This is a genomic window from Phenylobacterium sp. (genome assembly GCF_004297125.1).
Lineage (GTDB): Bacteria > Pseudomonadota > Alphaproteobacteria > Caulobacterales > Caulobacteraceae > Phenylobacterium.
Genome location: NZ_SCVD01000025.1, coordinates 116182 through 131872 on the forward strand (window position 1 = coordinate 116182; position 15691 = coordinate 131872).

Below are 15691 nucleotides of genomic sequence, written 5' to 3' on the forward strand. Positions count from 1 at the left end.
CCCTCGGTTTGTTGCGTCATATAGCCGTTTCGATGCATATATCCCTATAGACGTTGCGTAGCAACGATAGTTGGTCGCGTATTTTCTCAGATCGGTGCAACTTTGCGCATCACGTCATATTGACGGCGCACACGCTCGGCGCGTCCGCCGCCCGAGCCTCACGCCACAGCCAGAGCCTGCCGCTGATGCAGGAAGTCCACCGCCCGCTGCGCATGCGCTGCCGCCGTGAAGATGAAGCGCCGATCGCCCTTCAGTGCGTCCAGCCAGCTGGCGATGTAACTGGCGTGGTCGGGCCGCGGCGTGAGTTCGAGCCTCAGGTCGGCACAGAGGAACGCTGCGCCAAGCTCGGCGACCAACTCCTCGCGAGCATAGCCGTCGTCACCCCATCGTTTGCGCCCGAAGCCCCGATCCAGCCGGGCCGGATGCCGGGTCCAGTGGGTGCATTCGTGAGCCAGAACGGCGTAGTAGGCCTCCGGATCCTCGAAGCACTCGAAGGGCGGCATCTGCACATGGTCAGGCTGCGAGGCGTAGTAGGCTTGGGCGCCGCCGTGGCGGATGTCGGCGCCTGTGGCGGTGAAGAACGCCTCGGCGTGGTCGATCCGCTGCGCGCCATCGAGCTTGGGCTCGGCCAAGGCGTAGAAGTGCGGGGGCAGACCGTCGACCTGACCGACGTTGAAGACGGTGTAGGCCTTCAGGAACGGGATCTGGCGTTCGACATCCTGGCCGTTGTCGCCGGACTCGGTGCGGGTAATCCGGTTGGTGTAGACCACCGTCGCGCCATGCTCGCCCTTGCGGACGTGGCCGCCGAGGGCCAGCGCCTGGCGGAAGGTGATCCAGATCGGCGCGGTGTAGCCGCGGGCGACGGACTCCGCCCAGAGCAGGATGACGTTGATGCCGCTGTAGGGCTCGCCGGTGGAGCGGAGCGGTCGGCTGATCCGACCGGCTAGGTGCTCGGCGGACCAGGGCTTGGTCCAGGGTCGGACGCCGGCCTCCAGTTCGGCGACGATGGCGTTGGTCACGCGTGTGTAGAGGTCGGGCTTGGAGTCCGGACGTGAGGTCTCGTGAAGGCGCGTCATGGCGGCCTCCTGTGGTTGGGATGTTTGAGGGGAGCGGCGTCCCGCCAGGGTCGGCGGGACGCTCTGCGGGTGGTCAGTTCGAGCTGGAGCTGCTGCGTGACCAGATCAGGCTGTAGCCCTCGTCGGCGTCGACGAGGCTGGCGTAGATCGGAGCCGGGAAGCTCGGGTCGTCCAGCTTGACGGAGAGGTAGGACCGGTCGTCGCGCGAGGTCTTCTTCCAGGCGGCGCCAAACTCGGTCTGACCGGAGAAGATGCGGAAGTCGGGGGCCTTGTCGTTGTCCTTCTCGACTTGGCGAAGGGTGGCCTGCTTGACGTTCAGGGTCAGGGTCTTGATCGCGCCGTTGTAGTTGCCGGAGTCGTCCTTGGTGAAGGTGCCGATGGTCGCCATTCTGAAATCTCCTGAGGCTTCCTCGGACCGCGCCCATCGCGGCCTCGATGGCGATCTCAGGACGAGGGGCGCTGAGCGCCGCAGCCTTGCGCCCGCAGCGCAGCGGAGGACGTCGGCGAGGACGTGTTTGGGGCGCGAGGAATTCGGCGAAGCCGAAGGGGAAAGACGTCGGAGAGCCGGCGTTGCGGCGATCAGCGGGGCCGGCACGGCCCGCACCCCTCGGCCCGATCCGGCCAGAGAGGCTGCATGGGTCGGTCGCGAAGCTCAGGAGGTCAGTTTGCCGATCCTGCGCTCACACGTGGACGATCCGCACCCGCCACGCAGACGAAGGGCCGCACGCCTCACAGCGCACGGCCCCAGGTCAGGGAATAGGGAAGGACCGCACCAGCGGCCCGGCGCTAGGCGGCTTTTTCGGTCAGGCACCGCGCCTCGGAACAGACCTCGCCCGCGACCGGCTCTGGCGCGCGAAGCAGACTCGGCAGCCAACCTTTCCCGGCCAGCAACGCCTCAGCCTCCGCTGCCATGTCGGGCTTCTTCAGGCTGCTGATCCGCTCAGCCGCGTCGGGCGACACTGCCTCCCGCACCGCCTCGGCGATCCGGGCCTTGGTCACGCGGCCCAGATAGCTCGCCACCGTGGGCGTCCAGTAGCCCCTCATGTCGAGGCCCACCGCCTCGGCCAGCCGGTCTGCATGCGCCCATGCACCGGGCCTCCGGTCGAAGGGCGCGCGCACCGCGTTGACCGTCAGGCTTGTGCAGTGCGCCAGGAGGTCCAGCAGGTCCCCCGCCGCTAACGCTTGCACGAAGGCCCAGAGGTCGTCCGCCTCCTTCGGCAGGCGCATCGCCCAGCGCTCATGGCGTTCGGCGACGCTGCGTCCCGCGCGGGTGTCGTCGATGCCCGGGGCGTGGCCGTCGAGGTAGGCCGACACGCCCCTGATCTCCAGACGGGGAGGCACGGTCGTGGGGCGGGTAGAAGGCGAACAGCGCCGTGCTGTGCACCACCGCCAGCAACGCCGCCGTGGGGTGGGCGCCCAGGGCGTCGCGCAGCGCCATGGTCCGATGCGCCGTGAGGTCCAGGACCAACCGCTCCGACAGGGGTGCGCTCGCGTCGTCTTCGATCTCCGGACTGACCTCGCCCTCGGCGCTCGCCGGACGGTCGCCGGTCTCGCCCTCAGGCTCAGCCTCGGGCTCGATCGCCGGCATGTCCTCCGGCCGGATCAGGCCGCGCTCAATGCGGGCCACGCCGTCCGGGCCGAGGACGACGAAGACACCGCCGCGCGCGATGTCCTCAGGATCGTAGGCCGTGCCGTCGCCGAAGGCGTCCAGGGCCGCATCGATCTCCGCGAACCGGGCCGCGATCTCGGGCGGAAGCTCCTCGACAGCGTCCCATTCGCTGACCAGGGCGTCGTACGCTTCGCTCAGCGCCGACATGCGGACCCGCTCGTCCTCCGAGCGCTCGACAGGATGCGGATAGACACGGGCTAAGCCCAGCGTGCGCGGATAGTCGATGTGGGCCTCGGCCCAGTTCCAGCCTTCCTGCCTCCGCACGTCCTCAGCCATCCCGTCCAGCTTCTCGGCGACCAGCCTTTCCAGCAGGGCCGGGTCTTCGAACCAGCCGCCACCGTCCTCGGTGAAGAGGTCGCGCAGGATGGTCCCGCCCGCCTCCAGGTAGGCCTCGGCGCCGACGAAGACCGCGCGCCGGTCCGTCGCCGTGACCTTGGCCTCGGTCATGGTGCGGCGGATCAGGTAGGCTGGACGATCCGGGCCAAGCAGGTCCAGGACCTGCTCTTGGCGGGCGTGGTCGTCGCTGACCGCATAGGCCATCATCTGGTCCAGCGTGAGATCGCCCGCGCGATAGGCCTCCATCAGCCTGGGGCTCACCGCGCCCAGCCGAAGCCGCTGGCGAACGACCTGGGCGCCGACGCCGAACCGCGCGGCGATCTCCTCGGCCGACAGGCCGCGTTCTTCCGACAGGCGCCGGAAGGCTTCGAACTGATCCGCCGGGTGCAGGCCCGCACGGGTGACGTTCTCGTCCAGGCTGATCTCGTGGGGATCGTTGGTGAGGTCCACCACACAGCGGACGAGATGGCTCTTCTTGATGGTCTTGCGCTTGGCCAGCCACAGTAGCGCCAAGCGGCGGCCTTCGCCGATGGTGGCGAGATAGGAACCGGTCGGCGTCCCGGCCTCGTCCACCTCTGGTTCCACCACCAACGCCTGGAGCACGCCCTTCACGGCGATGCTCGCGGCCAGGGCTTCGATGTCCGCTTCGGCGTGTGGGGTGCGCCGCGCGTTGCGCGGCGAAGCCTTCAGCTTGTTCAGCGGCACGTCGATGACGTCGCCGTCCTGGTGAATAGTCTCGATCTGTTGGGTCATGGTCCTGCTCCTTGGGGCATGGCTGTCAGGCGCAAGGCGCGCCTGCAGCCTTGCCCGTCGGCGAGACCGGGGGTGCAAGCGGAGGGGCGGCTTCGCGGGGAACCGGCTGCAGGGCTTCAAGCCCTGAAAAGCTGCCGGTCCTGCCCAGCCCGAAGCTGGGCGGAAGCCGCTCCGAAGCGCGCCGGGGGCGGAGCCCCAAGCCACGGCCGCCCGCTAGGGCGACTCAAGAGAAGGCTGCAAGGAGCCTGCGCGCCGGAGGCGCTGCACGGCGGGACGCGCCGTCGAGCGGCCGGCGGCGCCGTAGGCGCCCGAAGGGGCGGACCCGTAGGAGCCGCGTCAGCGGCGGGACCGAGCACGCCCGCCGGCCGCTCTCCGAATCTAGGGGGCGTTGCGGGGACCTCCCCGCAAGAAGGGGTCGCCGGAGACACCCTGGCTCCGGCGCAGGGGAAAGCTTTCCCCTACAGCCCCAGCGCCGCCGCGCCATGTCCGCCAAACGAAAGCGTAGGTTGATCACCATCCGCTTTGACAACCTGCTGCGCCGTCCCTCATGAAAGCGTTGCGGGGGTGCTCAAGTGGCGAACAGTTTCTACGAACGGCCGATCTTAAATTCGCCATATGAGCCGCCGTCGCTGCATCATCGGCTCGACGACACCGGCCAGCCGATCGAGGGTGAGCCCATCAACGGCCGCCGGCCCTCCAAGTTCATCGTGCCCGTTCCGGCCTCTCGGAAGAAGGCCGCCGCCGCGCAAGCTTCGCTCGACTTTGAGACCTATACCGAAAACGCCAAGATCAACGAGATTCGCGGCTATCTGGCAGCGTGGCGCGCGGTCCCGAACCCCGGTGACTGGGGCGTCACCCCGGCGACGCAGCGGCTGCTAGAGCACTGGAGGCGGCCAAGAGAAGAATGGGCGGGCCCGCGCCCCTTCTTCTGCCAAATCGAGGCGGTCGAGACGATTATCTGGCTCACTGAGGTCGCGCCGCGGCGAGCGCCGACGCGTGGCCTGCTCGACCAGATCGCCAACGACAATGCGGAGGCCAACCCAGCGCTGTTCCGGTTGGCGTTGAAGATGGCGACCGGCAGCGGCAAGACCACTGTCATGGCGATGCTGATTGCCTGGCAGGCGATCAACGCCGCACGCAAGGAGTCGAAGGATTTCTCTCGCGCCTTCCTGATCGTGGCGCCTGGCATCACGATCAAGGACCGACTGCGCGTCCTCCAGCCGAGCGAACCCGGCAATTACTACGACACACGCGAGATCGTGCCGCCGGAGATGCTGCCGGAAATCCGGCGCGCAGAGATCGTCATCACCAACTATCACGCCTTTCAGCATCGAGAGACGCTCAGTCTACCGAAAGCCGCCCGCAGCTTCCTGCAGGGCAACGACCCCGAGCCAATCAAGACGACCGAGACCGACGCCGACATGCTCAAGCGAGCATGCGAGAAGCTCCTCAACTTCGAGCGCGTGAACGTCATCAATGATGAAGCGCACCACTGCTACCGCCACAAGGTCGGCGGCGACGCTGAGGGCGTGCTGACCGGGGAGGAGAAGAAGGAGGCGGAAGAGAACGAAGAAGCGGCCCGGCTCTGGATCAATGGGATCGAGGCGCTCGATCGGCAACTCAAGAAGGGCAAGCGCAACGGCGGCGTTCGAGCGGTCTACGATCTGTCTGCCACTCCGTTCTTCCTGCGGGGGTCGGGATACCAGGAGGGAACGCTCTTCCCCTGGGTCGTGTCGGACTTCAGCCTGATGGACGCAATCGAGAGCGGCATCGTGAAGCTGCCGCGCGTGCCGGTGACTGACAACCTCGTCCAGACGGACACCGTGGTCTATCGCGATCTATGGAAGCACATCGGCAAGTCCATGCCGAAGTCTACCGCGAGCGCGAACAAGCTCAGCCCGTTCGATCTCAACCCTCTGCTGCTTACGGCGCTCAACTCACTCTACAGCCACTATCAAGGCGAGTTTGAGCGCTGGCTCAAGGCCGGCATCGGCGTGCCACCCGTCTTCATCGTCGTGTGCCAGAACACCGCCATTTCGAAGCTGGTGTTCGAGTGGATTGCGGGCTTTGAGCGCGGCGACGCGGGGGAAGGCGAACGCGCCGCTTTCCACGCGGGCCACCTGGAGCTGTTCCGCAACTACGATGAACACGGGGGCCGCTTCCCGCGACCCAGAACGCTGCTGATCGACTCGCGTCAGCTCGAAGCGGGCGAAGCTCTAGACAAGGGCTTCAAGGAAGCGGCTTCGGCTGAGATCGAGCAGTTCAAGCGCGAACTTGCCTCTCGCGATGGCGCCGGCAGCGCCAACGGCGAGATCAGCGAGAGCGAACTTTTGCGCGAGGTGATGAATACCGTCGGGCGTCCGGGCCGGCTGGGAGAGCAGATCCGCTGCGTTGTCTCGGTATCGATGCTGACGGAAGGATGGGACACCAACACGGTCACCCACATCCTGGGTGTGCGCGCTTTCGGCACCCAGCTCCTCTGTGAGCAGGTCGTCGGCCGAGGCCTTCGCCGCCAGTCCTACGAATTGAATGACGAGGGCCTGTTCGATGTCGAATACGCCGACATCATGGGCATCCCGTTCGACTTTGCCCGCTCGCCGCAGAAGGTCGAGCCCAGGCCGCCCAAGCCGATTACGCGCGTCTACGCCATCAAGGAGCGCGACGACCTCGAGATCCGCTTCCCCCGCGTGAGCGGGTATCGCCGCGAGTTGCCGTCCGAGCGGCTGGAGGCCCAGTTCGACGAGGACAGCCGTCTGGTCATCACCCCAGAGGACATCGGCCCCACCTCCGTGACCATGGAGGGCATCGTCGGCGCCGGTGTTACAATCACGCCCGAAGTGCTGGCCCAGCTGCGCCCGTCGGAAATCAGCTTCAACCTCGCCAAGCACCTGCTCTACACGCACTTCCGCGACGAGGACGGCTTCCCTAAGCAACATCTCTTCCCGCAGATTCAGCGTCTCGCGCGGCGCTGGATCGACGAGGGGTATCTGGTCACCAAGGGCGTGCCCGTGGGCGCCATTCTCTATCAGGAGCAGCTCGCCCGCGCCGCCGCCAAGATCGACATCGCTTGCACCCGCGGCGGCGGCGGCCATGTGGTCGCCGTGCTCGATCCCTACAATCCGAGCGGCTCGACCCGACATGTCAATTTTATCACGTCGAAAGAGTGCTGGAAGACCGGGGCTCAACCGCCCAAGTCCCACATCAGCCACGTGGTGAAGGACTCCAGCTGGGAGGTCGCGCTTGCGCAGGCGCTGGAGGGGCATAAGCGCGTGCTCGGGTACGCGAAGAACCAGGCCCTTGGCTTCGAGATCCCTTACCTCGACGGCGGCGCCCTGCGGCGCTACCTGCCCGACTTCCTTGTCCGGCTAGACGCCGGTAGCGAGCCACTCAACCTCGTGCTCGAGATGAAGGGTCAGCGCGACGAAAGCGACAAAGCCAAGGCGCAAACGGCCCGTGAGCTTTGGGCGCCCGGCGTCAACGCCCTCGGTGGGTACGGCCGTTGGGCCTTCGCCGAGTTCACCGACCCCTACACGACAGAAGACGAATTGAAGTCCTTGATCGCGACACTGATCGACGGAGTCGCTTGATGGCCAAAAAGCCCGGCGCTCCCAAGAACATCGACGCCCTGCGCCACGACGCGGCCACGCGGCGCAACATCCCTACGGCGGAAATGGAAAGCTTCTTCCGCCGTGAAGAAGACGCCGCGCCGATGCGGCCCAAACACTACCCGCGCGCCCGGCCGCTGGCCGAAGGCGCGACCCGAACCGAAGAGGAACCGAGCGTGCCCGAGATCATCTGGAACGGCGCGCGGATCAAGATCACCGACGCACAGGCGGCCGAACTAGCGGAGACCGGAACGCTGACCTTGTCTGACGCACAGCTCGTCTGGCGCGGCAAGGACCGACAGGATTGGTCGGACCTCGTCGTCAATGTGCCGCCGGTCTACATCCAGGAGAAGATCCACCCCAAGGCGATCATCGACGATCTGAAGCGCCGCACCGCCGAGCGGCGCGAGGCGAAGGCCGACGCGCCCGACCTGTTCGCGGACTTCAACGGCATCGAGCCGGACCAGCGCGCCGAGTTTTACCTCCACGACCAGCACTGGTCGAACCGCATGATCCTGGGCGACAGCCTGCAGGTCATGGCCAGCCTGTCAGAGCGCGAGAGCCTGAAAGGCAAGGTGCAGTGCATCTATTTCGACCCGCCCTATGGCATCAAGTTCAACTCGAACTGGCAGGTCTCAACTCAGTCGCGCGACGTGAAGGATGGCAAGCAAACCGACATCAGTCGCGAGCCCGAGCAAGTAAAGGCCTTCCGCGACACGTGGAAAGACGGCATCCACAGCTACCTGACCTATTTGCGTGACCGCCTGACCGCGATGCGCGAGTTGCTAAGCGAGAGCGGGTCGATCTTCGTCCAGATAGGCGATGAGAATGTGCACCGCGTGCGGGCAGTAATGGATGAAGTGTTTGGCGCTGAAAACTACGTTCTCGCCATCGCCGCGCAAACCACGGGTAGCCAAGCGGGTAGTTTCATCCAAGCAACTAATGACTATATTCTCTGGTATTCGAAGCAGAGGAAGCAAACGGAATCCAAGTTCCGGCCGTTGTTTGTGCCGCGAAAGAAGGGTGAAGATGAACAGCCGTCCGCAAACCCTTTAACTTCGGACGGCGTGAGGCCGGACTCGACTGTGTCATACACGTTCCAAGGCAAGACATATCATCCGGGAGCCAAGAATCACTGGAAGGTATTGCCTCGTGGATTGGATCGCGTTGCCAAGGCAGACCGTCTCATTGCCCAAAATACTCAGATTCGGTTTGCATTTTTTCACTCCGACTATCCAGTAACCCGGCTGAACGGAGTATGGGCGGATCTTGGGGGTGCCACAGACAAGGTCTACGTTGTTCAGACCACACGCAAACTAATCGAACGCTGCATACTGATGGCGACCGACCCTGGCGACCTCGTACTCGATCCCACCTGCGGTTCAGGCACGACAGCCTATGTTGCGGAGCAATGGGGTCGCCGTTGGATTACGATTGACACCAGCCGCGTTGCCTTAGCCCTAGCCCGTACGCGGCTCATGTCCGCGCGCTACCCTTGGTATCTGCTCGCTGACAGTCGGGATGGCCGCGCGAAGGAAGCCGCCCTCACTCAGACGATTCCGTCAGAAACGGAGTCGCACGACGATATCAGGCAAGGCTTTGTCTATGAGCGTGTCCCGCACATCACGCTGGGGGAAATCGCCAATAACCCGCTGATCGACGACGTTTGGGAGAAGTGGCAGGTGGTGCTGGAGCCGCTGCGCGCTGAGTTGAACGCCGCTGCTGGCGAAACCTGGGAACACTGGCAGATCCCCCGTGAATTGCCGGCGACTGCGCATGTCTCCGCGGTCAAGCCGCATGCGGAGTGGTGGAAGGCCCGGATCGCCCGTCAGCGCGACATGGACGATGCAATCCGAGCACGTTCCGCCCCGGAACACCTCTATGACAAGCCCTACGTCGATCCGGCTCGCGTTCGCGTCGCTGGGCCCTTCACGGTCGAGAGCCTCTCGCCGCACCGCGTTCTCCCCGCCGGCGAGGAAGAACTGATCGAGACATTTGACGCTGCCGACGGCAAACGCGCCGCTGCTGACGCCGATCTTGCGGGCACCGACTTCGCTGCCATCGTCATAGACTACCTGAGGGCCGAGGGCGTCAAACAGCAGGCCAGGGACGACCGCATTACCTTCGAGAGCATTACGCCCTGGCCTGGCAATTTTCTTGGGGCCGCCGCAACCTTCAGCGAAGGCGAGTCCGGGCCCCAGCGTCGCGCCGCGATCCTGATTGGCCCAGAGTACGGCACCATCGGCCGACAGGATCTGATCGCCGCAGCGCGCGAGGCGGTCGACAACCGCTTCGACGTGTTGATCGCCTGCGCCTTCAACTTCGACGCGCACTCGTCCGAGCTCGGCAGTCTCGGCGGACTCACAATCCTCAAGGCGCGGATGAACCCCGACATGCATATGTCGGAGGAACTCAAGAACACCGGGCGCGGCAACATGTTCGTCGTGTTTGGCGAACCTGACGTTGAGATCATCGACGACGGCGGCCCGGAGCTTAGGGTCAAGGTCAAGGGCATCGACGTCTTCGACCCGAACACCGGCGATATCCGATCGAGCGACACCAAGGGCATCGCGGCCTGGTTTATCGACACCGACTACAATGAGGAAAGCTTCTTCGTCCGGCACGCCTATTTCCTGGGGGCCAACGACCCCTACAAGAACCTGAAGACAGCGCTGCAGGCAGAGATCGACCCTGACGCCTGGGCGACGCTCTATTCAGACACTTCCCGTCCCTTCCCGAGGCCGGCCGGCCGACGCATCGCAGTAAAGGTCATCAACCACTTCGGCGACGAGGTGATGAAAGTGTTCGGGGTTTGAGGGGTGAACTTCCTCATCGCCGACACCTTCACGGCCTCGTTCAACCGCCTGTCCGGGCAGGACCAGAAGGCGGTGAAAGCGAGCGTGTTCGACCTGCAGATGGACCCGACGGGCAACGGGCTCCAGCTTCACCGCATCGACAAGAGCAAGGACCCGAACTTCTGGTCGGTGCGGGTGAACCGCGACGTCCGGTTAATCGTCCACAAGACCGGCGAATCCATGCTGGTCGCCTATGTCGACCATCACGACGACGCCTATTCGTGGGCCGAGCGGCGGCGAATCGAAGCGCATCCGCGCACCGGCGCGGTGCAGATCGTCGAAGTTCGCGAGCGGGTGGAAGAGGTCGCGGCACCTGAGACGCTTGACTTCGTCATTCCCGAACCGCAGGTCGCCGACGCGCCTTTGCCGCAGCTCTTCGCTTCGTTGGACGACGACGGGCTACTGTCGGTCGGCGTCCCAGCGGATTGGCTGGCCGACGTCCGCGCCGCGACCGAAGACACCTTCTTCGCCCTCGCCGAGCATCTTCCGGCCGAGTCCTCTGAAGCTTTGCTTGAATACGCCGCGACCGGCCTGCTGCCGAAGCCCCCGCCGGCCGCCGCCGATCCCTTTACCCATCCCGATGCGTTGCGCCGCATCCGGCCGATCGCCGACCAAGAGGAGCTGGAGCAGGCGCTGGCTTTCCCGTGGGAGAAGTGGGGCGTCTTCCTCCATCCCTCGCAGCGCGAACTGACCGATCGCAGTTTCAACGGCCCAGCACGCGTGGCGGGCTCGGCAGGTACCGGCAAGACGATTGTCGCCATCCACCGAGCGGTCCGCTTGGCGCGAGAGAAGCCGAACGCGCGTGTTCTGCTCGCCTCCTTTTCGCAGCCGTTGGCCGATGCGATGGCGAAGAAGCTGCTGGTGCTGGCGCCGGAGACGGGCGGGATCATCCCTCGCATCACGACCGCATCGTTCCGGGGCATTGCCGAGCAGATGTACCAGCTCGAATACGGTGTCCGTCCGCGGATCGCCTCAGACCTCGTTCTGCGCGATCGGCTTGGCCTTGCTGCGAAGGAGCTGCAACTCAAGGGGTTTTCGGAGCGGTTCCTACTGTCCGAGTGGACGAACGTCATCGACGCCTGGGGCATAACGACCTTTGAGGCCTATGAGACGGTGCCGCGCATGGGCCGCAAGAGCCGGCTAGGACCCAACCAGCGCGCACGTCTCTGGCCAGTGTTCGAAGCGGTGAAGGCGGGTCTCGCCGCCGAGCGCTATACCACCTGGGCGCAGGTCTTCAGTGACTTGGCGGACCGCTTGGTCAGCCGATCTCGCCGGCCCTTCGACCACATCATCCTCGACGAAGCGCAGGACCTCGCGCCCGCCGAGTTGAGGTTCTTCGCCGCCATGGCGCCGGCCAAACCCGACGGGCTCTTTCTGGCCGGGGACGTGGGCCAGCGCATTTTCCAGCATCCTTTTTCTTGGGCCGGCCTGGGTGTCGAGGTTCGCGGCCGGTCGCACACGCTCAAGGTCTGCTACCGCACTTCGCAGCAGATCCGGCAAGCCGCCGATCACCTACTTCCGCTCGTGCTGCGCGACGTCGATGGCTTGGAGGACGAGCGGCGAGGCATCGTCTCAGTGTTCGACGGCCCCGCGCCCATCGTCGAGACCTTCTCCACCGCGGCCGAAGAAGCCGCCGCCGTCGGCAATGCCGTTGCGAGTTGGCTCGCTGAGGGCGTCGCCGCCCATGAGATCGGCATTTTCGTCCGAACCCCTGAGCTCGTCACCCGCGCTCGCGCGGCGTTGATGGGGATCGAAGGCGCTGCGGCCATCACGACCGCGCCGATGAACCTGGCAAAGGGGCTCGAATTCCGCGCCGTCTCGGTCATGGCCTGCGACCAGGGCATCTTGCCGCTCGACGAGCGCGTTGCCGATGCCGCCGACGAGGCCGAGCTCGACGACATCTACGAGACTGAGCGTCGGCTTCTGTATGTCGCCTGCACACGGGCGCGAGAGCACCTGCTGCTGACCGGCGTGCTGCCCGCATCCGAGTATCTGAACGACTTCCGTGTCGGCGCTCGGCCATAGGGCTCGCCTAGAAGCGCGCAGGTGCAGCGGTCCGCCCCCGCTGACGTTGGATCAACCGCCGCTATGCCGTTGAGCCGCATTTGTTGTTTTTGGCGCATCGTCAGAAGAGACCGGATGCTAGCCGTTCCCTGATCTCGCCTAGAACCGCTCTACGCCTTGTAGGACGGCTCAATGACCCGTTGGGGAGCGCCCGCTCCAAAGGATGTCATTGGTCGGGCTACGCGTGCGAAGTCCTCCGGGTCAAGACAGCCGCCGGCCACAACCGCCATCTGGTCGAAGACGTCGACGAAGTCCTGCGGTCGCGCGCTGAGCCACTCGGGATCTGCGTCGATCACGCTCAGACTGATACCAAGGCCATTCACGGTCAGAGCGTCGCCGCAGGCGTCGCGAAGGGCCCCTAGCCGCGAGCCGCCGCCGGTCAGAACTACCCGGCAGCGTCCGTTGAGCGAGCGCAAAGCTTCTTCACTAAGCTGGGCGAGCGAGTCTGCCATTGTCTTTTTCAGATCGCGGACGAAGGCCGTCACCTTGGTGTTCTGCTCGAGCTCAGCCTGAGTGACGTCCACCGATCCGTCATCGGACAGGAGAACTAGGGTGCCCTCCGGCGTGACTGTCAGAAGCTCACGCTTGATTTGCCGAACCTTCAAACGCAATTCGTTCAGATAGATCGTATGGGTCTGGCTTCCAGGTACGGCACCCGCCTTGGTGAGGATCAGATCGATCAGAGCTTCATCGATCCGGTCGCCCGCCTTGCGCAGGACCTTCATCGTCCCGGCAACAGGAGCGACCACAGGCCCGTCGCGTCCCGGCTGAACGACAAAAGCGCCAACGTCTGAGGTGCCGGCTCCAACATCGACCACCAGCATCAGCGTGCGGTTCGTCGTTTTATCGATTGCGCTTTGGGCGGCGGCCAAAGCCTCAGGAAGGCCGTCGCTGATGATGCCGGAGGGCAGCTCCTTAAGCTGTTCCACCGTTCGAAGCGCCGCCCAGGCTTCGGCGACCGGCACTCCTTCGCTCCAGCGGCCCTGGAAGGTATCTGCCAATACCTGTGCTTGAGCCAAGAGCGCCTTCATCAGGCCATCGACTTCCGCACCGCGCTGCGCCTGTTTGGCTTCGAGGCCTGGCAGCGTGTAGCGCCGCGGCGTATAGCGCGAGGCACCTTCGGCTTCGAGAGCCTGGCCCAATAGGTCGGTCAGATAAGCCAGGAAGAGCAGCACGCCATCGCGCAGGCTGAAGGCATAGGGTGTAATGTTGATCTCTGGCGGGATCACCGTGTAGTCGACCTGCTGGACCATCTCGCTGATGTACCGCTTGATCGAGTCGAGGCGAGGCCGATTCGTCAGCAGGCTACGCGTAACGGCTTGAGGTCCGAAGAGAACCCTTCCGTTTTCGAAGAACAGAGATGAAGAGACAGGGTAAATCTCCTCGGTTTCGCCGGCCAGTTTGCCCAGCGCCAATTCGATGAAGCCATCCGCCTTTTTAAGGTCGCCTAGACCGGCTTTCGAAAAGGCGGTCCCGAAGTCCAGGCACGCGATCAAGTCTTCGACTGGCTCGCTTTCACGCCAGGCTTCGGAAAGTGCAACGTTCGTTTCAACGGGCGGCGCCGGCGCGACCGCCGGCTCATCGACCACGGAAACGTCACTCTGGGCGCGCAGCAGTAGGCCGATCGCTGTGCGCAGAGCTTCGTGTTCACGCCGAGAAACTGTCCCCGGAAGGCTGTATCGCAATCCGTCGGAGCTGGGCTCCAGGCGGTCACAAAGGCTTTCAATCAACTCCGCGGCGCGATCTGATTCCAAGTCCGACCCCCTTCCTCAGGTCGGCTCGACGAGCGCGGGCTGCACGACGACCGGAGGACCTTCGCCAACTTGGCGAATTACCGCAGGCTGCACAATGCGAACCTTCGCCGTTCGCGTGCCGGTCGCGCCGAGGCGATGGAGACTGGGGTCGAATTCGACGATATCGCCAGTCCCACCGTGCAGTCGAAGACCCCTGGTGGCGGCGACCACACGGACGGATTGGATCACCTCATGGGCAAGCCTGCCAAACCGCGCCATGCCAGCGCCCGAGCCGCCCTCCAGCGTCGCCTCTTCAGTGTTCGTCGCCAGCTCCGCCTGTAGCGCTCGTACCGACAACATCGCTCTGGCAATCGCCGGATCGGCTTTGCGAAGAGAGGCTTCAGATGCGTTTTCTGAGGAGGAGGCAGGCGACTGACGAGCTCCGCCCGGGCCGGACCTGAGCCAGCCGCGGACCTCCTCAGGAATTCCAGGACGGTCATTGAGAATCCGGCGGGTTATCCTCAGGGCTTCGTCCCGCCCCAGAGTCGTTTCCAGAACCCTGAACAGGCCGTCGTCGGGAGTTGCTCGGAGGGCGAGCGTCTCCACGGCTTCGGATAGGCGGTCCAGAAGTGGGCCGAGATGCGGTGCCAACTCCTCAGGCCAGCGAGCCGGCGCGAACCATGCGCGTACCAACCTCAGGACGTCGTAAGACTCGGCCCGGAAGCTAGCAGCCAGACTTCCCCGCAAGAGCAGCAATAGGAAGGAGAGTACCTCGCGGGCCGTTTCAATCCTCAACTTGCGACTGTCGCTCGCATCGGCACTTCGCACCAATCGAACCGTGAGGTCTGCAAGTACCACCGCCGCGTCGGGTCCGACCTCGACACTGAGGGACATCGTGGCACGAAGTCCGTTCAAGATCGCTCGAAGTTGTCGACTGTCGCGCTCGAAATCGCCGACCGCACGAACTTCAGCGAGGATCGCTACCAAAGCTTGCTGTATCGAACCTGTCTGGCTGACCAGGACTTGGGTGAACGCGTCCCGGGCTTTTGGTGCGCCATCGTCGAGAGCCAGGAACTCAGCGCTGTAGCTTACCGCCCAGGTAGGTCGAACCGCTTCTATCACGCGGGCCACGAAGAGACGCTCATCCGCCTCAGCCCATCCGGCAGCCGGTGGCAGAGGGTTGGACAGCACGTCCTCAAGCATTTGAACAAGTTGGGGTGAGATGGCTTTGACACCCCTTACGACCCGGCCCAGCGCGGCGACCGCCTCCAATCGCTCCTCGCCGGAGGCCGCGGCTTCAAGTAGCGCACGAATGCCGGTCTCCAGCCGGGGGTCGGGTTCGCGGGCCTGTGGTACATTCCAGGTGAACAGTGATTTGAGCGCGGCTGATCGCTCGCGGACCGTGTCGGCACGCGCGAATTGATCAAGCTTGCGGTCGATGTCCTCGGATCTTCCCATGATGGCTTACATGCCTTGTCAATCACACAAGGCCAACTCTCCCCGGCTTACGGAACGACATGTGCATGCTCAAGGCGCGTTGGCGACGGCATGTTGGGGTGTTCAGTGGTCTCGACGATTCCGCGCCGACGGCGCATCGTCC

Annotated in this window: 9 protein-coding genes; 3 read left to right on the forward strand and 6 right to left on the reverse strand. The window is 64.7% G+C overall.

Annotated elements, in window-relative coordinates; genetic code table 11:
- Positions 1–158: 158 nt before the first annotated feature.
- The 4 genes from EPO51_RS18225 to EPO51_RS18240 form a co-directional block, all read right to left on the reverse strand.
- Positions 159–1076 carry an ArdC family protein gene (locus EPO51_RS18225; protein ID WP_293353144.1) on the reverse strand — a complete coding sequence of 306 codons (918 nt, stop codon included), beginning with the start codon at positions 1074–1076 and terminating at the stop codon, positions 159–161.
- A 73-nt stretch (positions 1077–1149) separates the two neighbouring features.
- Positions 1150–1464 carry a DUF736 domain-containing protein gene (locus EPO51_RS18230; protein ID WP_293353146.1) on the reverse strand — a complete coding sequence of 105 codons (315 nt, stop codon included), beginning with the start codon at positions 1462–1464 and terminating at the stop codon, positions 1150–1152.
- Positions 1465–1862: 398 nt separating this feature from the next.
- On the reverse strand, positions 1863–2390 hold the full coding sequence (locus EPO51_RS18235; protein ID WP_293353148.1) for a hypothetical protein: 528 nt from the start codon (positions 2388–2390) through the stop codon (positions 1863–1865).
- A complete protein-coding gene (locus EPO51_RS18240) occupies positions 2314–3834 on the reverse strand; it encodes a ParB/RepB/Spo0J family partition protein (protein WP_293353150.1) in 1521 nt (506 codons plus the stop codon). Before EPO51_RS18240 ends, EPO51_RS18235 begins: the two co-directional genes overlap by 77 nt.
- 572 nt (positions 3835–4406) lie before the next feature.
- Here EPO51_RS18240 and EPO51_RS18245 point away from each other — a divergent pair.
- From EPO51_RS18245 to EPO51_RS18255, 3 genes are read left to right on the forward strand one after another with little or no spacing between them, the layout of a single operon-like run.
- Positions 4407–7421 carry a BPTD_3080 family restriction endonuclease gene (locus EPO51_RS18245; protein ID WP_293353152.1) on the forward strand — a complete coding sequence of 1005 codons (3015 nt, stop codon included), beginning with the start codon at positions 4407–4409 and terminating at the stop codon, positions 7419–7421.
- Positions 7421–10255, forward strand: a complete 2835-nt coding sequence (locus tag EPO51_RS18250; protein WP_293353154.1) for a site-specific DNA-methyltransferase — start codon at positions 7421–7423, stop codon at positions 10253–10255. The genes EPO51_RS18245 and EPO51_RS18250 overlap by 1 nt, the downstream gene beginning before the upstream one ends.
- Positions 10256–10258: 3 nt before the next feature.
- Positions 10259–12319: a UvrD-helicase domain-containing protein gene (locus EPO51_RS18255; protein WP_293353156.1), complete on the forward strand. Its 2061-nt coding sequence runs from the start codon at positions 10259–10261 to the stop codon at positions 12317–12319.
- A 149-nt stretch (positions 12320–12468) separates the two neighbouring features.
- On the opposite strand, the gene EPO51_RS18260 is transcribed toward EPO51_RS18255, so the two are convergent.
- Positions 12469–14112: an Hsp70 family protein gene (locus tag EPO51_RS18260; RefSeq protein WP_293353158.1), complete on the reverse strand. Its 1644-nt coding sequence runs from the start codon at positions 14110–14112 to the stop codon at positions 12469–12471.
- Positions 14113–14127: 15 nt separating this feature from the next.
- A complete protein-coding gene (locus tag EPO51_RS18265) occupies positions 14128–15549 on the reverse strand; it encodes a hypothetical protein (protein ID WP_293353160.1) in 1422 nt (473 codons plus the stop codon).
- Between the last annotated feature and the right edge of the window lie 142 nt (positions 15550–15691).

Excerpts from the sequence above, each read along its gene's own strand:
- EPO51_RS18225 (WP_293353144.1), bottom strand. The coding sequence starts at position 1,076 with ATGACGCGCCTTCACGAGACCTCACGTCCGGACTCCAAGCCCGACCTC.
- EPO51_RS18240 (WP_293353150.1), bottom strand. The coding sequence starts at position 3,834 with ATGACCCAACAGATCGAGACTATTCACCAGGACGGCGACGTCATCGAC.
- EPO51_RS18265 (WP_293353160.1), bottom strand. The coding sequence starts at position 15,549 with ATGGGAAGATCCGAGGACATCGACCGCAAGCTTGATCAATTCGCGCGT.
- EPO51_RS18250 (WP_293353154.1), top strand. The coding sequence starts at position 7,421 with ATGGCCAAAAAGCCCGGCGCTCCCAAGAACATCGACGCCCTGCGCCAC.
- EPO51_RS18230 (WP_293353146.1), bottom strand. The coding sequence starts at position 1,464 with ATGGCGACCATCGGCACCTTCACCAAGGACGACTCCGGCAACTACAAC.